Here is a 19,291-nt window from a genome sequence, read left to right as displayed (position 1 = left end):
CCCCGCGCCTCCCCGGAGCGCCCCGTGGGAGCAAGCTCAGCTCCCACAGGGATCGGTGGTGAGCATCGGACCCATGCCTCCCCGGAGCGCCCCGTGGGAGCAAGCTCAGCTCCCACAGAAGATTTGTGGTGAGCACCGAATCCAGCTCCCACAGGGCAATGGTGAACCATAGGAATTGGAAACAGGCTCAAGCCGCTGTCGATTTCTCTCGGCTGTCGCTCGCGGTGTCGCGGAACAGCCTGGGTGACATGCCGAACGTCGATTTGAAATGTCGGCTGAAGTGGGAACTGCTGCCATAACCCCAGGCGTAGGCGATCTCGGTGAGCGAGCGGTGGGCATGTTCCCGGTTGCGCAGGTCTTCGGCACAACGGGATAGGCGCCGCTGCCAGATGTATTCGCTGACACTGCACCCCAGTTCATCCTGGAAGGCGCGGTGCAGGCTGCGTACCGAGCATTGTTCGGCGTTGGCGATGCGTTCGATGGTCAGGTCGCGGTCGGCCAAGTGGCGTTCGATGTACGCCTTGAGGCGGTTCTGCTTGAAGAAGCGGAAGTCGTGTTCGAGTTGCTTTTCTTCCTGTTTGTTCTTCAGCGCGTTATCCAGCAGCCCGGTGATGCTGTCGCCGATCAGCCCGGCCGAATGGTTGTTCAGCAAGGGGTATTGGTTGTAGGCATCGCTGATCAGGTGCATGAGCATCCGCCCCAGTCCATTGCGACCGTTGAGGTGCATGTCGCCTGTTTGCCCCGGCTGCCCGGGTGCCCCTTGGAACAGGAGGATGAAATGTTCGCAACCCTGCGTGCTGGTCACGTTGAAAGGTTTGCCGCAGTCGACCAGGAGCATTTCGTCAGGGGCCAGCACGCTGCTTTGCTGGCCCTGCTCGAAATGACTGACACCCGCCACCTGCATGATCAACATGCGCGGTGTGTCGAGGGCGTCGACCGCTTTGCTCAGGTGGCGCGAATATCGATGGGCGCTGGCGGTCATCCGACAGAAACGCAGTTGGCCCAAGTCACCGTACTCCAGCCGTCCCTGGAAGTTAGTGTCATGCAGCGGGTCGATGAACGTCGATTCCAGCCGTTTTATATAGTCCGGCGTGCGCCCCAGGTGATCGCTCATGAACTCCTTCCACTTCATCAGGCGATCGGAGCGAACAACTTGCTCGGTGGACACGCAGGCTAAATGGTTCATTTTTCGCCTCTATTTATTATTGTTTTCCTGTGGATCGGGCAAAGGGGTCGACTTGCCCGATCCGGGTCTGATCAGGTTTGCCACAGGCTCAGAACGGGTAGTGATGGCCTCCGGGCTGCCAGGTCACCCAATGGGCACGGGTAAACTCATCCAGGGCATAGTGACCGTTGAAGCGACCGAGGCCGGAATTCTTCTCACCGCCGAACGGGGCATTGGGTTGGTCATCGACGGTGATGTCGTTGATATGGGTCATGCCCGCCACAATGCCGCGGGCGAAGTTCAAGCCGCGGGCCATGTCCCGGGTGAACACGGCGCTGGACAGGCCATACTCGCTGGCGTTCGCCAACGCCAATGCATGGGTTTCGTTTTCTGCGACCAGCAGCGGCAGCAGGGGGCCGAACGTTTCATCGCGGGCCAGCTCCTGATCGGCTTCCACTTCACCGAACACATGGGCCGGCAGCACCAGCCCGGAGGCCGGGCCGCCGCAAAGCTGCTTGAGGCCGGCATTCCGGGCGCCATCGAGCTTACGCAGCAGGCCATCGAGCTGGCTCTGATTGACCACTGGCCCGATCACCGTGTCTGCCTTGGTCGGGTCACCCGTCTTGAGGTTGCGCACGCGCTCCACCACCAGCGCCGCGAAATCGGCATACAGCGAGCGGTCGACGATCACCCGGTTGACGCTCATGCAGATCTGCCCCTGGTGCAGGAAACGCCCGACCACCGCGGCGTGCGCCGCAACTTCAATGTCGGCGTCATCCAGCACCACCAGCGGCGCGTTGCCGCCCAGTTCCAGGGCCACGCGCTTGATGTGTTTGCCCCCGGTGGCAATACGGCCGACATTGCGTCCCACATCCGTCGAACCGGTGAAGGAAATCAGGCTCGGCACCGGGTGCTCGACAAAGGCATCGCCGATTTCCGAGCCTGCGCCGACCACGACGTTGAGTGAACCCTCGGGGAAGCCGGCTTCTTCGAACAGGTGGGCAATCAGCAGACCGCCGGTCACCGCTGTGTCGCTGGCGGGCTTGAGCACGATCGTGTTGCCCAGGGCCAGTGCCGGCACCACCGAGCGCATGCTCAGGTACAGCGGGAAATTCCATGGGCTGATCACGCCCACCACACCCAAGGGTTCACGGAAGACAAAACTCTGTTCGCCGGGCTTGTAGCTGGTCAGGATCCGACCTTCGACCTGCATCGGCATCGTCGTGCATTCGCGGACCAGGTTCAGCGTGAATTGCCATTCCATGCTCGCCTTGATCCGGGTGCTGCCGGACTCGTGGATCAGCCAGTCGATGATTTCTTCACGGCGGTTCTGGATGACCTGGGCGAGCTTTTCAAGTTGTGCACCGCGCTGGGTGGGGTGCAGCTGTGCCCAGGCTGCCTGAGCCTGGTGCGCGGCCTGATAGGCGTCGTCGAGATCGGCAATCGAGGCCAGGGGCATCTCCAGCAGCTGTTCGCCATTGAAGGGGTTGCGGTCGTCCAGGCGGCGTGCGGAGCGCCCTGCACGCCAGGTGCCGTTGATGTATTGGTCGCCATTGATGGCGTAGGGCGCGAGCGATTGAGTCGTCATGGTCTTTTACCTTTAGAGGCAGGTGGTCGCCTCGTTCAGAAATTAAGGGTGCAAACGCCGAGGGGGGAAACTGCTCAGCTCCTGATCCAGGCGCGGCCCCAGGAATTGAGTGTGTATTCCTCCTGTGCCCAGACACCGGGCTGGCGGCTGGCATCAGTGACTTCCAGCTCCGCCGAGAACTCCAGGCGGTTGCGATCGGCATCGACCACCATGAAGAACAGGTTGTTGCCCGGCCCATGTCGGCCGGGCCCGAAGAAAATGGTGATGCGTTCCTCGGCGAAGCGATCACCCCAGTCGCGGATGTCATTCCATTCGTTGGTTTCGTAACAGTGGTGGTCCCACTCGTTTTTCGAACCGCGGAAAAACGCCAAGGTGTGGTGCTCGTCGTCCGAGCGCAGGAAGCACGTCATGAGTTGGCCGGTCTGCTCATCCACGACATTGTCCGAAACAGTGAAGCCCACCGTGTTGACGTAGAAATCGATCATCGCTTCCAGCTCCGTGGTCTGGAACACCACGTGCTGCAAGCGCCCGGGCATGCCTAGGCCAGAGGCCTGGAGAGCGGGGTGAGCGACGCCAAATATCGTTTGCCGGCCCTGGGGATCACGAATCAGGAAAGCCCCCGCTTCGAGCAGCGGCGAGTCGACCTCTTCGATGACGCAACCGTTGCCGAGCAGGCGAACCCGCAGCGCCTGCAGTCGAGGCTGACTGCCCAGGTCGAACGCCGCCGCGAGCAGGCCGCTGTGGTCGGCGGGGGACACGAGCATGGCGCGTTGCGGGCCGCTGAGCATCCAGCTGCCATCGGCTTGCGCCTGGCAGTCCATATCCAGCATCCGCCGATAGAAATCGATTTGCCGTTGCGCGTCCTTGCTCGCCAGGTGCAGGTAGCACAGGCGTGCAGGTGTGGAAGTCTGGAGTGTTTGCATAACCACCTCTGTGCTTGAAGGTTCAATGAAAGACGGGCGCGATGCTCGGCTCGATCGCGCTGCTGTGGGCCACGGCGATGCCGAACAGCGATTGCAGAGATTCGGCGGCCCGGGTTTCGGTAGCCTTGTCGAAAATCGCGGCGATATAGCGATCCGGGCGCAGCAGCAGGAACGGCTGTGAATCGCCCAGCAGGGATTTGAGCTGGCCTTCACGGTCCTGGAGCACCGTGCAGCCGGGGATCGACGGCATGGCCTGGACAGACTCGGGCAGGATCAGGATGCGTCTGGCTTCGAGGTGGCTCCAGAGGCCATGCTGGAGTTCATCGATACGCTGGCGGGACGGGTCGCCGTATTGAATCAAGGCGAAGTCGGCGCCGATGGCGTCATCGAGCAGGCGTTCTTGGCCGTGGGCGTCGGTGAGCATCGGTTGCGGGAACATCTGTCCGCAGGACAACGTGCCGGCTTGCCCCTCGGTCAGCACCAGCCCCCGGGTGAAGCGGGGTTTGGGCTTGAAGCGCATTTGCAGGAAATAATCGCGCAACGGCGGCAACAGGCCGATCAAGGCGAATGCCCCACTGATCAGGCGGGCACGCAGGACGGTGGCCGGTGCCATGACCACGCCGAGGTTCAAAGCCAACTTGATCAAGGCCCACGCATGATCACGACGCTCGCTTTCGTAGGACAGCAGTGCGCCTTGCGCCATCTTCCCCTTCAGCACGCCGACCAGCTTCCAGCCCAGGTTGTGGGCATCGCGAACGCCGCTGTTCATGCCTTGCCCGGCATAGGGCGGGGTCAGGTGCGCGGCGTCGCCGGCAAGAAACACCCGCTGCACCTGCCACCGCTCGGCAACCCGGGCGTGGAAGGTGTAGACCGTCTTGCGCACGATGGAAACCGGCGTGTCCCCCTTGAACGGGCGCAACAATGCTTGCAGGCAGTTTTCGTCGAGCACCTGTTCGTCCGTTTCATCGGGCTTGAGCAGGAACTCGAATCGGCGCGTACGGTGAGGGCCGGGCACTTCCACCACCGGACGCCTGGCGTCGCAATACACGCGGGTCTGCCAGAAGGGGTCGTCGTCCTGGTCGGTATCGACCACCAGCCAGCGCGAGGAGAAGCTCGAACCGACCATCTCGATCCCGAGTTGCTTGCGCACCGGGCTACGACCGCCGTCGCAGGCCACCAGGTAAGCCGCGTGGACTTCCAACAGTTGCCCTTCGGCGTCACGCACCAGCGCGCACACGCCGTGTGGGTCCTGGCTGAATTCCACCAACTCGTGGCCGAACCGAGCCGTCAGGTTGGCAAAGCGTTCGAGGCCTAGCCTGAGGGTGTTTTCAAACAGCGGTTGGCGAAAGGCGTTGCGTTTGGGAAACCCATACAGCTTGCCGGTCGGCTCGACCTTGCCGAAGCAGCGACCGCCAGGCCGGGTGAAGTAATGCACGCCGTAGCCAGGCACGACATCACGCAGCACGGCGGCATCCAGCCCGATGGCCTGCATGGTGCGCAAGGATTCGTCATCGATTGAAACCGCCCGCGGTTCGGTCACGGTGCCCGGCTTGCGATCGATGATCAGGGTGTCCACATCGGCTTGGCCGAGCAGGTTGGCCAGGGTCAGCCCGGTAGGACCGGCACCGACGACCAGGACCTGGGTGTTGATGCGTTTGAGGGTTGTCATTGTTATTCCCTTGCAGATGGTTCAGCCCAGAGGCTTGGCGCGGTTGGCGAGCGCAGCCATGCGTTGCGACAGTTCCTGCGCCAGGGCAAGGATCTGCTGCCCTTGTGTCTCTTCCTGGGCACTGTCGCGTTCTCGCACCGGGCGCACGCAACTGATGCTGCCGACGACCTTGCCGTCGCCGTCGAAGATCGGCGCGGCCAGGCCATAGACGCCCGCGTCGACTTCGCCTGCGCTGGCCACGTAGCCTTGGCGACGCAGTTGCTGCAGCGAGCGACGAAACGCCTCCCAGGTCTGGCCAAGCTGACTGGCGCGCACTTCCTCGGGGTGGTCGAGAAACAGTTGGCTGTGTTGGCGCGAGGTCATGTTGGCAAGGATCGCCTTGGACGTCGCCCCCAGGAACAGGGGCCTGGGCGAGCCACGGGAGTAGCTGACCTCACTGAACAGGTCGCCGTGCTGGTGAATGCACACGACCTGGTCCTTGAACAGTCGGCAGATCAGCCAGACCTGATGTTCGCTCCACTGCGGGAAGCTGGGCTCAAGCGATTGCGCGGCGCGTACGAGGGGGTCGCTCAGGCGCAGTTGGCGGTCCCAGGTAATGATCCGCGCACCCAGGGCATAACGCCCGGCTTCGACCTGGAACAACAGGTTGGCCTCGGCCAATTCGCGCACGTAGCGGTAGATCGTCGAGCGGGTAAAACCCAAGGCGCCGCCCATGTCGTCCACCGCCCAGATCGGGTGCTGTTCGGTGAACAGGTCGAGTACCCGCAACATGCGCTCCAGGCTCGAACCTTTGCTGTCGCCCTCCTGCTCGGGCAGGGGGGCAGGGGTGTGTAGGTTTTCCATGGTTACTGCTCGTCCACGATGCTGTTGCGCAGGGTGCCGATTCGAGCTATCTCGACCTCCACCTGATCGCCTGGCTTCATCCACACCGGCGGCTCGCGGAACGCCCCGACGCCACCGGTGGTGCCGGTGACAATCACGTCACCGGGGGCCAGTTCGGTGAAGGTGGAGCAGTACTCGATCAGCTGGCGCACATCGAAAATCATGTCGCTGGTGCGGGTGTGCTGCATCACTTCGCCATTGAGGCGGGTGGTCAATTCCAGGTCCTGCGGGTCGCCGATTTCGTCGCCGGTCACCAGCCAGGGGCCGAAACCACCGGTGTTCGGGAAGTTCTTGCCGGGGACGAACTGAATGGTGTGCTTCTGCCAGTCGCGGACACTGCCGTCGTTGTAGCAGGCATAACCGGCGACGTAGTCCAACGCGTCGGCGAGTTTGACGTGGCGGGCCGCTTTACCGATCACCACCGCCAGCTCGCCCTCGAAATCAAGCTTGTGGGACGCGGTCGGGCGAACGATGGGTTGCAGGTGGGCGGCCTGGCTGTCGGCGAAGCGGGTAAAGATCATCGGATAGGTCGGCATTTCCCGACCGGTTTCGCGCACGTGGGTGGCGTAGTTGATGCCGATGCACAGCACTTTGCCCGGGTTCGGGATCACCGGCAGGAACGTCACTTCAGCCAGGGGGATACGCGGCAGACTTGCCAGGTGCGCAGCGCTCAGTTCGTTCAGGCGGTTGTGGGCGATGGCTTGCTTGAGATCGCTGCCAAGGGTTGGCTTGAGCGATTCCAGGTCGATGATTTGGTCACCTTCGACCACACCGTAGCTGCTACGGCCTTGGACAATAAAGCTTGCGAGTTTCATGGAGGCTCCTGGGGAGAGGGCGGGTGCAATGAGGGTTAATCTAGTCTTGCTATAAAATCCTGTAAAGTAGGATTTATACAAAAATCCTAAAATATGGAATTTATGTATTTTTTGGCGAGACTGTCCCTTTGGCGGACTTGGGGAGCAAAGGGAGGGGAGGCAGGCAGCCACCGCAGATGGCTTGGGCCGCGAGAGGTGCGCAAAAGGCTCTAACCCTGTGGGAGCGGGCTTGCTCGCGAAGACGGCGTCACAAGCGACATCGATGTCGACTGTACCGCCGCCTTCGCGAGCAAGCCCGCTCCCGCAGGGGATTTGCGTTTAATTGATTGGCGCCCAGCAGCCATGCAGCGACATGCGCATCCGGAAGGGAATCCTGATGCGGGCGATGGGGCCGCTGGCCATGTCACGGGAATCCAGCACGACCAGCTCACTGCGCCCCTCTGCGATGAGGTTGAGCAGGGCAACCACGTAGCCATCGGCTTCCTCTGCATCCGCCGAGCGCGGAATGAAGATCGGTTCCTGGAAGCATCCGCTGTCGCCGGGAAACCAGGCGTCGGTGCTGCCCGTCTTCAGGTTCAAATGGACCAGCAGGTTGAAGAATTGAAAGGGTATGGGCCCATTCGCCGGGTTGTAAGGGCGCTCAGGATCAAAGGCGAGCAGGAAACCATGCTGGTACTTTCGACCGATGTAGCGATCATCACACCGTGGAAACTCGCAGGGGTACTCGGTCAGTGGTTGCGGTTCGACCTCGTCCTGGGGGCTGCTCAGGTCAAAGGTCCAGCGCATCAGGCTGGCAGCCAGGGTTTCAGGCGGTGGAACATATCCGTCCGCCTGGGGAAAGAAGTAAAAAACATTCCCGCCGGTGACCGGCATGTCGACATACACCTTGCCGTCCTCATCGAACGCATTGAGCGTATGCCCCTGAAAACTGTCCTTGGGGCCCTTGAACCACCGCACATCTTGCGCGTTACCGTTGCGCGGCACGACGGCGAACAGCTGAGGCAGGTCCGGTTGCCATTGGAAATGCGGCCCGCCGTTTTTCATGCGTTCGACATCCACCGTCAACGGAATCAACGGGAACACGACGTAGCGTTCGGTCACCGCAAAATCGTGCACCATGGCCGCATAAGGCGCCTGGAACCAGATCTCGTGCAGCAGTTTTCCGTCCGGCGAGATTTCGAAGTAGACAATGTCGGGCGTACCGTCGCCTTTGGCTTCATAGCTGAAGGCCAAGAGATTGCCTGTCGCTGGATCGCGCTTGGGGTGGGCGGTGAATGTCGCGGCTTTGATCTGCCCATCAAAGGTCCATTCGCCGAGGGTCTCCAGGGTTTCGAGATCCATCGCCCAAGGCAGGGCATCTTCCTTGAGCGCCAGCAGGACGCCGTTGTGAGGGATAACGGTGGTGTTGGCGGTGGTGTTGTTTTTCGCCGCGAGGGGGTCATTGGTGTAGAGGTTTCGATAGACGCCGTTGAGCGAACGCCCTTCACGACGCTGGGCCATCAGACGGTCCGTTTTCACGTAGCGGCGTCGCATCGAGACTTTGCCATTGGCAAAGTAGAAGCCAGTGACCATGCCGTCACCGTTGAAAAAGATATCGGTGCCCAGCATCGGTGGGTACTGGGGGTCTGGTGCGACTTGATAAAAGGCTCCTCGGATCTCAGCGGGAAGGGTGCCTTCAACCTCAAGATCGAATAGTTCTGCTTCTACGCGACTGGGCGTATAGAGTGCGCCGGAAAATTCAGACGTTTGAGGAAATGGAATAGTCATGGGGCAATCTCACTCATGTGCTGTTCGTTGATTTTGAAGTTGAGGTTTCAGGCTGGTTGGAGGGGGGACTGCCGGCCCGGAGGGCTTGGTGTCTCGACGAAAACGCGCAACCACCAGGCAGGAAATGACCAGCGCCAGTAAATAGGCAGAGGCGGCCAGCCATCCGACAGCCCGGAAGTGTCCCTCACCGACGACCAGTGCCGCACCAAACGGCCCGAGGCCTTGGCCAACGAAAATGGCGGCGTTACCCAAACCTGCCAGTCGACCGGAAGGGTCCAGCTCGGCTGCCATGGAAAGCAGGTAAGGCAGGCTGAAAAACCATGCGACATGAATCAGGCAGGCCGTGGTGGCAAAAGCCACGGCACTGTCGCCGTAGACGATGATCAGGGTGGCCAACAAGGCTGTGCCGAAGCTCAGTAGTTGCGGAAGTAGCAAACCCAGGCGCCGTCCGATCAGTCCCGCCAGACCCGCCCCCAGCGCCCCGGCCAGGATGCTGCCGCCGAGAATGCCACCAATCTGCTGCGGTTCAAGGCCAATGCTTTTGCCGATGCGTTCCTGATAGACCCAGAGGGCGGAGTGCCCGAAAAACAGCAGTGCAAACAGTACGATCAACAGGATGGACGTAAGACCAAATGGCGGTGTCGAGACGTTGGCCAAACGATGTGCCTGCGGATAATGCTTGGGTATCCTCCAGCACCCCGTCGCCGCGAGCACACTGGTGATCGCCAAGAGGGAAAAAGCGCCGTTCACGCCGAATGATTTCAGGATCAACGGCATGGAGGTCACCAGCAACATTCCCCACATCAGGTTGCCGATGTTGATGACGGCGAAGGTCGCGTCCTTGGACGTGCGCAGCGCTGCGCTGGCATAGACCACGGCCATGACCGCACCACCGCTTGCGCCGCAGATCATTCTGCACAGGAGCAGCCCTGCCTGGCTGTGCAGTTGCGTACTCAGCACGTTACCCAATGCCAGGATCAGCAAGGCCACCAGGGCGAAGCGGCGCCGGTCGACGCTCGCCATGAACAGGGCGCTGATGCCGCAGGCGATGGCCATCGCCATGAGTTCGGCTGCGAAAATGGCGCCTATCGCATTGAGCGGCAGGCCGAGCTGGTCGATCAAGGCACCGCCCAGGATTGGCTGGATCTGCAGTGTCCCCAGGGAAATAACCATCATCAGGCAGATGGCCCCCAATGATTTTTTGCTGTCGATGGAGTCGAGCGCATTCATGAAGCATCACCTCGGGTAAAGGGCCTGCTCATGGGTGAGCAGGCGTACACGCCATTCAGAACTTGTGGACGTAACGAACCTGCACCTGGTAATCCGCGCGGGAGCGATTTTCGACGCCGGTTTCTTTATAGGTATTGAGCCAGAGCGCTTTGTCTTCGGCGATTTTCCAGAACAGACCGGGGCCAAATCCCAGAACTTTTTCCCGGGAGTCAGTCAGGGTATTGCCGTTGACCTTGTCATCCGAAATCTGCCGGAAGTAGTAGCCGTTGATGCCCACCGAGACCTTCGGGAACACTTCGTACGAGGCGGTGAAGTTGGCCCACGCCGACTGTCCTGACTGGGTGTCGCGCACCGCTTGCCCTTCAAAGAACTGCTGCGAACTGCTCGCCGGATCGTCGTTCTTGAAGTTGTACAGATAGTTCAGCCTCCAGCTCACTTCCCAACGGGGTGCCGGCATCCAGGTCGCTGCCCAGTAGGGATTGAGGGAGAAATAGTTGGAGCCTGGGTTCAGGTCTTTGTGTTTATCGTATTTGCCCGTCGGCAGGATGACGTCGAAAGCCATGCGCTGCACGAAGACCGGCCTACCGCTGGCGTCGACGATCGGATCAAACTGGATCTGGGGGCCGACCGCGACATCGCCCAGGCCAGTGGCGTTGTCCTTGAGCTTGGAACCGTTGTCACCGAAGTCGCCGTCCAGGGAAACGATGGGCACCAATAGGCTCCAACCCAGGTGCGCCCCCCCTCCAATGGTCTCGGGTGAGTAGTAGCTCAACTGATTGATCAGCGTGATGACGTTGATCTTCGGGTCATCGAAGGCGCCGTTTTTCTTGCCGCCGTTGGTCCTGATGCTGCTGGCGGTGCTGAACTTCAGGTAAGTCTGGTGATTCAGCCCGGGTGGTCCCGCAAAACCGTCGTAAAAGCTGGTGCCGCCCAGGTTGATACCGCTGGGTTGGCTTACGGAAGGTGGAGGAGGGCCATCGGCTGCATGGGCGGCAAATGACGCGAAGCTGAGTGCCAGGCACGCTGGCAGGGATTTGGTCGGGCTCATTGAAGTGGCTCTATTCTTGGAATTGTGAGCGGGGGAATGTCCCCTGGCACTTCGACTTTAAGTCCCTGTTATGGGTGATGCTTGTGCGCAGCGGCCAGAGTTGACTGGGAGCGCCATGAACCGGGAGAAACGGGAGCGAACTGCTCAGCCGCCAACGCCAACGGCGCGCCAGGCGGCCTCGGCCAGTTGCTGCCGGTAGCCTTCCGGGCTGCGTTTGACGCGGGCCGAGAGCCAGGCGCGGCAATAGCTTTCCGCCGAACCGATGATCAGTGACGGGATCAGCTCAAAAGGCAGGTCCTGCAAATCCTGCTGGTGGGCAGGGTCGCTGAACCATTGCTTGAGCGCGGCGTTCCTGGCGACATTCGCTTCGGCGAGCCGCTCGTTGAAGCTGCTGCGTGCGACTGCAAAGCGAGCCTGGTACTGGAACCGCGCCCAATCGGGTTGGCTGACCACCCAATCCACGTAGCTGAACACCAAGGCGTGGACCCATTCCCTGGTCGACGTGACAGCGCTGAGGTAGCGGTCCCTGAGCTGTGCCTGGTCATCCAGGGCGGTCATGTACAACGCCGCGACCAAGCCTTCCTTGTTAACGAAATGGTGATAAATGGCCCCCACGCTCATCTGGCTTTCGGCACGGATGATGTCGATGGTGGTCGCTTCTATGCCCTGTTGATTAAACAACGCCAGGGCACATCGCAGGATGTGCCGCTTGGACTCGGCACGGCGCCCTGGGTAGCAGCGCTCGAGGAGATCGACAGGTTCCATTTTTCGGCCCAGGCAAAAAGGGGCCATGGTAATTGAAACGACGGCTCGGCACGAGCGATTGACAGGGTGGGTATTTACAGAATAATGTTCTGTAACAGAGCAATATTCTGTAATGGAGTGATGTTCTGTCCGTGACTTCAATCCACCTGACCCGAGATCCCCATGAGCCAGACTCTCAGCATGTACCAAAGCGTTGGCCCGTCCGCTTTCAGCAATATGGCCTGCCAGATGGCACCGTATTTCGGCACCATCACCCCGGAAATTTCTGTGTTGACCCCTGGTCGCGGTGAAGTGAAGGTGCCGTTTCGCAAGGAGATCACCAATCACCTGGCGTCCGTTCACGCGATTGCGCTGTGCAACGCGGCAGAACTGGCGGGCGGCATGATGACCGAGGTGTCCATCCCCAGCGGCGCGCGCTGGATTCCCAAAGGCATGACTGTCGAATACTTGGCCAAGGCCAAGACCGCCATCCATGCGATTGCCGACGGTAGCGAAATCGACTGGCAGACTTCGGGCGACAAGATTGTCCCGGTCGAGATCTTCGACGAGGCTGGGGTGAAGGTCTTCACGGCGCGCATCACCATGAATGTGAAAGTCGGCTAGGTCGCCTGGCGCATCAAGCGTCGATCGTCTCTGCCAGATGTGCCATCAGCCACTGGCGGAAACGGTTGACGCTTTGCCTGTTCGGGGCCCGGCCTTGAGGTTCCAGCAGGCAGAACTGCGCGTCGGTGCGCAGGATGGCTTGCGTCGGCCGCACGAGGTTGCCGGTTTGCAAGTGATTGCTGAGCAGGCCCGACCAGGCAAGGGCGATCCCTTGGCCAGCCAGGGCCGACTGGATCAGCATGGCGTAGTTGTTGATATTGATGCGCCGTCGAGGTTCTGGCGCTGGGTAGCCAAGGCGCTGGAACCATTCTTTCCAGCCAATCCAGTCCCGGTGCTGGTCTTCCAGCCACAACCAGGTGCATCCCCCCAACTGCTCCAGCGTCTCGATCCCTGGGTGCTGCGCCATATAGGCGGGGCTGCACACCGGGAAAATCTCTTCGTTGAACAGCGGCGTGACTTTCATGTTTTTCGGTGGCGTGCTGCAGTAATACAGCGCCAGGTCACAGTCCAGGCGGGAAAAATCACTGACTTGATCCGTCGCGATGATGCGCAGGTCAATCTCCTCATTCTGGCGTTGGAACTGCGACACCAGCGGCAGCAGCCACAACGACGCCATCGCCGTACTGGTGACGACGGTGACTTGTTGCGCGCCTTGCCAGTGACGTATGCCTGCCGTGGCTTGGGCGATTTGCTGCAACGTATCGCGCACGCTTTCGTAATACTGGCTGCCGGTGGCGGTGAGATTGATTTCGCGGGTCGTGCGGGTGAACAGTGCCGTGCCCAGGTAGTCTTCGAGCAAGCGTACCTGGCGGCTGATGGCGCCTTGGGTGACGTTCAGTTCGCGCGCCGCCACGGTGAAGCTCAAGTGGCGGGCGGCGGCCTCGAATGCCACCAGGCTGTTGAGGGGCGGCAAGGGTTGCAGTTTCATCAGGCTGGGCCACTGTCTTATTAGGGTAAGCGCACGGAGATTGTGCAGAAGCCAGTGTGCAGTGACTACCTTATTCGCGATGCAAGGCTAAAGATCCAGGACCAGGTCAGAAGTGGGCTTGCTGCAGCACAGCAAGCGCAGGCCTTTGTCGATTTCCCGTTGCCGGATACCGCCGTTGTGATTCATCTCGACCGTACCCTGTAGCAGGGCGGTCTTGCAGGTGCCACAAACGCCCTGGCTGCAAGAGGAGGGCACGATGGCGCCGGCCTTCTTTGCGGCGGCCAGCACGGTCTGGTTGCCCGGCATGCTGAAGGTTTTTCCGGAGCGCGACAGGGTCACGGTGAAGACGTCCTGCTGATTGAGCGTAGCGGCCTGCTCGATCAACGGTTCTTCATTCAGTGCGGTGATGTCGAAGCTTTCCTGATGGTAGTGGGCGAAATCGAACGCCGCTTCCCTGAGCAGTGACTTGACCGCTTCCATGTAGCCCAGGGGACCGCAAGTAAAGATTTCCCGTTCCTTGTAGTCCGGCACGTGCTGGCTCAGCAACGACAAATCGAGCCGGCCTATCGGTTGCTGCCATTGAGCGGTGTCGCCAGGTCCTTCGCAAACACTGATGACCCGCAGCCCCGGCATGGCGGCCTGCATACGCGTCAGTTCTGTGTGGAAGATGACGTCGTTGGGCGTACGGGCGCTGTGCACAAAAACGATGTCGAGGTTGCCCGCCATGTCGCAGGCGGCCCGGGTCATGGACATCAGGGGCGTTACGCCGGAACCGGCCGACAGGTACAACAACTTGGTCGCAGGATGGCCGACCGGTGTAAAGCTGCCCGCGGGGCCGGACGCCTTCAGGCTGTCGCCGGGCTTGAGGTGGTCATGCAGCCAGTTCGATACCGTTCCCCCCGGTACGCGCTTGACGGTAATGGAAAACGCAAAGGGCCGGGTGGGGGAGGACGACAGGGTGTAGCAGCGCAAGAGGCTCTGCCCGCCAATGACCGGTGAGATCGTGATGAATTGACCGGGCTCGAAGCTCAGTGCGCTGAAGTCCGCACAACGAAAAATGAAGGTTTTTACGTCATGGGTTTCCTGGCGCACAGCGCAGCATTGCAGGGTTTTTTGTTCACCGCTGTGCCACTGCGAGCCGAACGTGCTCCAGGTGGTCGGGTCGGTAAAACGTTGAACCACGCTGGCAGTTGCAGGGCGTGCCGGGTTTTCGTAAGTCGTCATGTTCATTCCTCACACGCCATGGGCGGCCAGACGCGCCGCGTACCAGCGAGAGAACTGGTCGACATAGGTTTCGGTAAAGGCTGAGAACGGCCCGGGTGTGTAGACGGGATCCTGGGTGCCGCTGTGGGTGATGCCGACGAGGTTGGCGTCTTGCAGGTTGGTCGCCGCCCAGACTTCGGTCAGCTTATCCACCTGGTAGTCGACGCCTTCGACGGCATCGGCATGGACCAGCCATTTGGTGCGCACCAGGGTTTTATCGGGCGCCAGGGGGATGATGTAGGAGACCACGGCATGGTCGCTCATGACATGGGTCCAGGAGTTGTGCGTCCAAAGATGCACGTCGCCCAAGTCGCGGCGGGTGAGGTCGCCGAACAGCCGGGTGCACGCCACGCGGGTGTCCAGGGTCTGGGATTCGCCGTTGCCGGCAATGGCCAGTCGTTGCGAGCGGAACTGGGTCACGGCATCTTCACCCAAGTGTTCGACGGCATCGCAGATATAGCCTTCGTTCTCCCAGTTGGTCTTGGTGTCGGCATTGCGGCGGTGATATTCGGCCAGTGCCTGTAGTGAATCCTCGCCCAGCCCATCGGTGCAGAAACCGAAATCTTCGGGCAGGAAAGACGCGGTCAATTCCGGGTGGGTGGCGGCGCAGTGATAACACTCGCGGTTATTCTCGATTACCAGTTTCCAATTGCCGTTCTCGATGATTTCCGATTCGTAGGCGATCTTCGAGTGGGCAATGTCGTATTGGGCGAAACGCGGTGTCATGACCTGGTCAAGGTACAGGATGTCTTCTGGTGGTTCGTCGCCCAGGCAGACGAAGACATGGGTGCCGATGACTCGAGTGTGCACAGGGATCAGGCTTTTGCAGTTAGGGTCGAAGTCCTGGCCCATGTGTGCCGCATGTTTCAGGCTGCCGTCCAGGTCGTAGCTCCACTGATGGTAGGGGCAGACGAGCATGCCTACTGTCGACTTGCCGGCCTGTTTCAGGCGAGCCCCGCGGTGCCGGCAGACATTGCGAAACGCTTGCACGTGCTCGTCATCGTCGCGCACCAGGAGGATGGAGGATTTGCCAATGTCGATGGTCGAGACATCACCGGGTTCGGGGATGTCGCTGGTGACCCCCACCAGAATCCAGTGTTTGGTGAAAAAGATATCGACGTCGGTTTCAAAAATATCCTGGCGACCAAACAAACCGCCTGGCATGCCATGGCCGGGCGTGCGGTCGGCCAGAAGTTCACGATGGGTCTTCACGGCATTGATTGTCATTATAGGTCTCGCTCACATTCAAATTGATCAGGCGGCGAGCACAGTTTGGAAAGGTGGAATAAGACCGTCAACGCGCTTTATTTTCACGCTCGCATAACTTTGCGTTATGCCTGAAAGCTGACTGAAAACTGTTGATTATCAGTGAGTTATATAACTGTCGTCGCGCAGCCAATCGACCAGTGCCTGGGTAATGGGCTCAAGTTTTCGACCGCTCGGAATGACCAGGTAATAAGCGTCTTTTGGCTTGACCACGTAGGGCGTGATTCTGATCAGTTCGCCACTGTTGAGGCGGTGCGCGATCAGTCGACTCCATCCCAGTGCAATGCCGTGGCCTTGAATGGCCGCCTGGATCGCATCGTTGTAGGAACTGCAGCGAAATGAATAGTTGAGCTTGGGGCGCATATCGCCCAGTTCCCGGCACCAACGGTTCCAGGTCATCCAGCCTTCAAGGGTGGAATCGGAGTCAATCAGCGCCGTGTCCAGAAAATCGGCAATGGCTGAAGGTGCCGGGTTGGCGGCGAGCCAGGCTGGCGAGCAAACGGGAAACACTTCTTCATCGAACAGGAAAACCGAACTGCCATCTTCCCATTTTCCATTGCCGAAACGGATGGCCAGGTCGACGTCATCCCGATATGAACTTGGCGAGACCTGCTGCGTCATCAGGCGCAATTTCAACTTCGGTTGCAGCGTGCGCAGAGCGATCAATCTGGGGAGTATCCTCAAGTGAGAGAACGCCTCCGTGCAGGCAATGGTGATCTCTTGCTCACCAATGCCCTCGGCGATTTTGTCGAAGACACTGGCCATGCGATGAATGGACTCTGCGACGACCAGGTGCAGGACGTAGCCTTCATGAGTCAGCTTGATCGCCCGATGAAGTCGATGGAACAGCTTGGTCCCCAGGGTATCTTCCAACAATCGGATTTGCTTGCTGACGGCCGCCTGGGTCACGCCCAGTTCTTGGGCGGCCAGGGTGAAACTGGCCAATCGCGCCACGGCTTCGAATTCCAGCAACGCCGTCATCGACGGTATCAACCGCCGATAGCCCTTGACCTTTTTATCGATAACGCTGGGTTGCATAGGTGTATTCCGAGGTTGCTGCCTGGTGAATCAAGCCACCGAAGATTCTCTTGCGGGTTCAGAAAGCGTGGGGTGCGACAGGTTGTGCCCCAGCAGTGCCCGATACAGTTCGCCATCGCCCAATATGCCCAGGACGGTACCGGCCTCGTCCTGCACGATCAGGGGGTGGCCCGTTTCGTAGCGAATCTGCAGGGCGTCGCGCATGGTGGTCGCCGGTGGCACGCAAGTCGGTTGTCGTGCCAAGGTCTCGATTTGCTGGGCCGGACTCCATGGTTGGACGTGCGCTGTCGTGACGCCTTTTCGAAGGCTGGTCAAATGACGCTGCGGGTTCACTATCATCCATAGGTTTTGAGCAGTATCCAGGCAATATTCGCCGCGGGCGACGACGCACTGCTCCAGCGGGGTCATCAAGCTTTTCGCACACAGCACATTCAACGGGTTGGTGTGGGCGACGAAGTTACGCACGTAGTCGTCGGCTGGGTTCAGCACGATCTCTTCGGGTTTGCTGTACTGGATGATCTTGCCGTCTTTCATGATGGCGATGCGCGTGCCCAGCTTCAGGGCTTCGTCCAGGTCATGGCTGACGAACACGATGGTCTTGTGCAATTTGCGCTGCAGATCGAGCAACTCATCTTGCAGGCCTTGGCGAATCAACGGGTCGAGGGCCGAGAACGGTTCGTCCATCAGCAGGATGTCGGCGTCCATCGCCAGGGCGCGGGCCAGGCCGACCCGTTGCTGCATGCCGCCGGACAATTCGTCAGGCTTCTTGTTGCGCCACTGGGTCAGGCCCACCAGTTCGAGTTTTTCATCCACCAGTGTGCGGCATTCCTTTTCCGACCGGCCCTGCATTTCCAGACCGAAACTGATGTTCTCGCGCACCGTCAGCCAGGGCATCAGGGCGAACTTCTGGAACACCATGGCGATGCGCTGGGTGCGCATCATCTTCAGTTCGGCGGGGGTACAGGAGGCGATGTCGATCTGCCGGCCTTCGTGTTCGACGAACAGCTTGCCGCGGCTGACGGTGTTCAGGCCGTTGATGCAGCGCAGCAGGCTGGATTTGCCGGAGCCGGACAGGCCCATGAGCACGCAGATTTCCCCCTTGTTGATCTCCAGGTTGGCTTTCTCCACGCCGACGATCAAACCGGTTTTCTGAAGAATCTCCGGGCGCGAAAAACCTTGGTCGAGTAGATCCAGGGCGGGCTTCGGACGGGCAGAGAAGATGACGTCGACGTCTTCAAAACGGATGATGCTCATACGTCACCTCTTTTCACGGCTTCACGTTGTTTGCAGATTCGGTCGAGGATGATGGCCAGCAGCACGATCGCCAGGCCGGCTTCAAAACCCATCGAGATATCGGCGGTGTTCAGCGCATTGACCACGGGTTTGCCCAGGCCGTCGGCACCCACCAGTGCGGCGATCACCACCATGGACAGCGACAGCATGATGCACTGGGTAATGCCGGCGGCGATGCTGGGCATGGCGTGGGGCAGTTCGATGCGCGCCAACAATTGGCGGCGCGAACAGCCAAAGGCCTTGCCGGCATCCATCAACTCTTCGGGTACATCACAGATGCCCAGGTAGGTCAGGCGAATAGGGGCGGCGATGGCGAATACCACGGTGGATATCAGGCCTGGGACCACTCCCAGGCCGAAAAGGGTCAGGGTAGGGATCAGATAGACGAAGGTGGGCACGGTCTGCATCAGGTCGAGGACTGGCCGCAAGGCCATATAGAACCAGGGTCGATGCGCCGCGACGATGCCCAGCGGTACGCCGATGACTACGCACACGAGTGTGGCGAAGGTCACTTGGGCAAGGGTCTCCATGGTCTCCTGCCAGTAACCGAGATTGAAGATCAGCAGGAACGAGAGGGCCACGAAGAGGGTGAGGCTCACCTTGCGTTGGATGTAATAGGCCAGCAGGGCAAATACGGCGATCAACGCCAAGGGGTTGAACCAAAGGAGCGCGTTGGTCAATGCGGTGATGACGCCAGACAAGGATAACGATATGGCGTCGAAAATATCGGCGCCATGTTGAGTCAACCATTCGACATACCGGGCGATGTATTCGCCCAGTGGAAGCTTCTCTTGTGTAATCCACATATCACTAATCCGGCTGATGGAAAGAAACAGCACGCCAGCAACCGCCCGGACGCGGCTTCGTGTGCCAGGTTTTGCAGGCAACACAAAGCGACGGCGCGAGGCGTCGCGTAAGCAGTTATCGAGATTTGGGCAGGGGATGAGTAACAGAAGAAGCGTGTGTCAAAGCCAGTCGCCCCGGCATTCTTTGGCCGGGTGTCGAGTGTCTTTCAGAGGTGTGCACTGCAAGATTCATGATGGCGGCT

17 protein-coding genes are annotated in these 19,291 nt (G+C 60.1%); 1 reads left to right on the top strand and 16 read right to left on the bottom strand.

From position 1 onward, the window contains the following. Positions 1-187: 187 nt before the first annotated feature. The 10 genes from AC09SL_RS14565 to AC09SL_RS14520 all read right to left on the bottom strand — a co-directional run bounded on the left by AC09SL_RS14565 (position 188) and on the right by AC09SL_RS14520 (position 11,852). Complete coding sequence (locus AC09SL_RS14565) at positions 188-1,186, bottom strand: helix-turn-helix domain-containing protein (protein WP_058544524.1); 999 nt, start codon at positions 1,184-1,186, stop codon at positions 188-190. Positions 1,187-1,274: 88 nt separating this feature from the next. Further along, on the bottom strand, positions 1,275-2,753 hold the full coding sequence (locus AC09SL_RS14560; protein WP_064106940.1) for an aldehyde dehydrogenase family protein: 1,479 nt from the start codon (positions 2,751-2,753) through the stop codon (positions 1,275-1,277). 74 nt (positions 2,754-2,827) lie between these two features. Next, a complete protein-coding gene (locus AC09SL_RS14555; protein WP_058542443.1) occupies positions 2,828-3,676 on the bottom strand; it encodes a VOC family protein in 849 nt (282 codons plus the stop codon). 22 nt (positions 3,677-3,698) lie between these two features. Then, positions 3,699-5,345, bottom strand: a complete 1,647-nt coding sequence (locus AC09SL_RS14550) for a bifunctional 3-(3-hydroxy-phenyl)propionate/3-hydroxycinnamic acid hydroxylase (RefSeq protein WP_058542442.1) — start codon at positions 5,343-5,345, stop codon at positions 3,699-3,701. Between the two features lie 21 nt (positions 5,346-5,366). After that, a complete protein-coding gene (locus tag AC09SL_RS14545; protein ID WP_058542441.1) occupies positions 5,367-6,188 on the bottom strand; it encodes an IclR family transcriptional regulator in 822 nt (273 codons plus the stop codon). A 2-nt stretch (positions 6,189-6,190) separates the two neighbouring features. Next, the gene (locus AC09SL_RS14540) at positions 6,191-7,042 is read right to left on the bottom strand and encodes a fumarylacetoacetate hydrolase family protein (RefSeq protein ID WP_058542440.1); all 852 of its coding nucleotides are present in this window, start codon (positions 7,040-7,042) and stop codon (positions 6,191-6,193) included. Positions 7,043-7,360: 318 nt separating this feature from the next. After that, positions 7,361-8,809 carry a carotenoid oxygenase family protein gene (locus tag AC09SL_RS14535; RefSeq protein ID WP_058542439.1) on the bottom strand — a complete coding sequence of 483 codons (1,449 nt, stop codon included), beginning with the start codon at positions 8,807-8,809 and terminating at the stop codon, positions 7,361-7,363. A 9-nt stretch (positions 8,810-8,818) separates the two neighbouring features. Then, complete coding sequence (locus tag AC09SL_RS14530) at positions 8,819-10,039, bottom strand: MFS transporter (protein WP_058542438.1); 1,221 nt, start codon at positions 10,037-10,039, stop codon at positions 8,819-8,821. Positions 10,040-10,094: 55 nt separating this feature from the next. Then, a complete protein-coding gene (locus AC09SL_RS14525; RefSeq protein ID WP_064106939.1) occupies positions 10,095-11,087 on the bottom strand; it encodes a SphA family protein in 993 nt (330 codons plus the stop codon). Between the two features lie 144 nt (positions 11,088-11,231). Further along, positions 11,232-11,852 (bottom strand): TetR/AcrR family transcriptional regulator, encoded by a 621-nt coding sequence (locus tag AC09SL_RS14520; RefSeq protein ID WP_058545967.1) that lies wholly within the window; start codon positions 11,850-11,852, stop codon positions 11,232-11,234. A gap of 162 nt (positions 11,853-12,014) precedes the next feature. On the opposite strand from AC09SL_RS14520, the gene AC09SL_RS14515 reads away from it, so the two are divergent. Continuing rightward, the gene (locus AC09SL_RS14515; RefSeq protein ID WP_058545966.1) at positions 12,015-12,455 is read left to right on the top strand and encodes a hotdog fold domain-containing protein; all 441 of its coding nucleotides are present in this window, start codon (positions 12,015-12,017) and stop codon (positions 12,453-12,455) included. 13 nt (positions 12,456-12,468) lie between these two features. On the opposite strand, the gene AC09SL_RS14510 is transcribed toward AC09SL_RS14515, so the two are convergent. From AC09SL_RS14510 to choW, 6 genes are all read right to left on the bottom strand, one after another. Then, entirely contained in the window at positions 12,469-13,383 is a 915-nt protein-coding gene (locus AC09SL_RS14510) for a LysR substrate-binding domain-containing protein (protein WP_058545965.1), read from the bottom strand. Between the two features lie 87 nt (positions 13,384-13,470). Continuing rightward, positions 13,471-14,607 (bottom strand): FAD-binding oxidoreductase, encoded by a 1,137-nt coding sequence (locus AC09SL_RS14505; RefSeq protein ID WP_058545968.1) that lies wholly within the window; start codon positions 14,605-14,607, stop codon positions 13,471-13,473. A 9-nt stretch (positions 14,608-14,616) separates the two neighbouring features. After that, positions 14,617-15,873 carry an aromatic ring-hydroxylating oxygenase subunit alpha gene (locus AC09SL_RS14500; protein WP_058545964.1) on the bottom strand — a complete coding sequence of 419 codons (1,257 nt, stop codon included), beginning with the start codon at positions 15,871-15,873 and terminating at the stop codon, positions 14,617-14,619. Positions 15,874-16,011: 138 nt separating this feature from the next. After that, on the bottom strand, positions 16,012-16,950 hold the full coding sequence (locus AC09SL_RS14495) for a LysR substrate-binding domain-containing protein (protein WP_058545963.1): 939 nt from the start codon (positions 16,948-16,950) through the stop codon (positions 16,012-16,014). A 30-nt stretch (positions 16,951-16,980) separates the two neighbouring features. Then, a complete protein-coding gene (gene choV, locus AC09SL_RS14490; RefSeq protein WP_064106938.1) occupies positions 16,981-18,204 on the bottom strand; it encodes a choline ABC transporter ATP-binding protein in 1,224 nt (407 codons plus the stop codon). Then, positions 18,201-19,049 carry a choline ABC transporter permease subunit gene (choW, locus tag AC09SL_RS14485; protein ID WP_058546417.1) on the bottom strand — a complete coding sequence of 283 codons (849 nt, stop codon included), beginning with the start codon at positions 19,047-19,049 and terminating at the stop codon, positions 18,201-18,203. The genes choV and choW overlap by 4 nt, the downstream gene beginning before the upstream one ends. Positions 19,050-19,291 lie beyond the last annotated feature (242 nt).

It is taken from the genome of Pseudomonas sp. PF05 (assembly GCF_056521845.1).
Note: the sequence above shows the minus strand (reverse complement) of the source record. Positions and strands in the feature narration are given on the sequence as shown.

Excerpts from the sequence above, each read along its gene's own strand:
- AC09SL_RS14545 (WP_058542441.1), bottom strand. The coding sequence starts at position 6,188 with ATGGAAAACCTACACACCCCTGCCCCCCTGCCCGAGCAGGAGGGCGAC.
- choW (WP_058546417.1), bottom strand. The coding sequence starts at position 19,049 with ATGTGGATTACACAAGAGAAGCTTCCACTGGGCGAATACATCGCCCGG.
- AC09SL_RS14555 (WP_058542443.1), bottom strand. The coding sequence starts at position 3,676 with ATGCAAACACTCCAGACTTCCACACCTGCACGCCTGTGCTACCTGCAC.
- choV (WP_064106938.1), bottom strand. The coding sequence starts at position 18,204 with ATGAGCATCATCCGTTTTGAAGACGTCGACGTCATCTTCTCTGCCCGT.
- AC09SL_RS14525 (WP_064106939.1), bottom strand. The coding sequence starts at position 11,087 with ATGAGCCCGACCAAATCCCTGCCAGCGTGCCTGGCACTCAGCTTCGCG.
- AC09SL_RS14505 (WP_058545968.1), bottom strand. The coding sequence starts at position 14,607 with ATGACGACTTACGAAAACCCGGCACGCCCTGCAACTGCCAGCGTGGTT.
- AC09SL_RS14540 (WP_058542440.1), bottom strand. The coding sequence starts at position 7,042 with ATGAAACTCGCAAGCTTTATTGTCCAAGGCCGTAGCAGCTACGGTGTG.
- AC09SL_RS14530 (WP_058542438.1), bottom strand. The coding sequence starts at position 10,039 with ATGAATGCGCTCGACTCCATCGACAGCAAAAAATCATTGGGGGCCATC.
- AC09SL_RS14510 (WP_058545965.1), bottom strand. The coding sequence starts at position 13,383 with ATGAAACTGCAACCCTTGCCGCCCCTCAACAGCCTGGTGGCATTCGAG.
- AC09SL_RS14565 (WP_058544524.1), bottom strand. The coding sequence starts at position 1,186 with ATGAACCATTTAGCCTGCGTGTCCACCGAGCAAGTTGTTCGCTCCGAT.
- AC09SL_RS14495 (WP_058545963.1), bottom strand. The coding sequence starts at position 16,950 with ATGCAACCCAGCGTTATCGATAAAAAGGTCAAGGGCTATCGGCGGTTG.
- AC09SL_RS14560 (WP_064106940.1), bottom strand. The coding sequence starts at position 2,753 with ATGACGACTCAATCGCTCGCGCCCTACGCCATCAATGGCGACCAATAC.
- AC09SL_RS14515 (WP_058545966.1), top strand. The coding sequence starts at position 12,015 with ATGAGCCAGACTCTCAGCATGTACCAAAGCGTTGGCCCGTCCGCTTTC.
- AC09SL_RS14550 (WP_058542442.1), bottom strand. The coding sequence starts at position 5,345 with ATGACAACCCTCAAACGCATCAACACCCAGGTCCTGGTCGTCGGTGCC.
- AC09SL_RS14520 (WP_058545967.1), bottom strand. The coding sequence starts at position 11,852 with ATGGAACCTGTCGATCTCCTCGAGCGCTGCTACCCAGGGCGCCGTGCC.
- AC09SL_RS14500 (WP_058545964.1), bottom strand. The coding sequence starts at position 15,873 with ATGACAATCAATGCCGTGAAGACCCATCGTGAACTTCTGGCCGACCGC.
- AC09SL_RS14535 (WP_058542439.1), bottom strand. The coding sequence starts at position 8,809 with ATGACTATTCCATTTCCTCAAACGTCTGAATTTTCCGGCGCACTCTAT.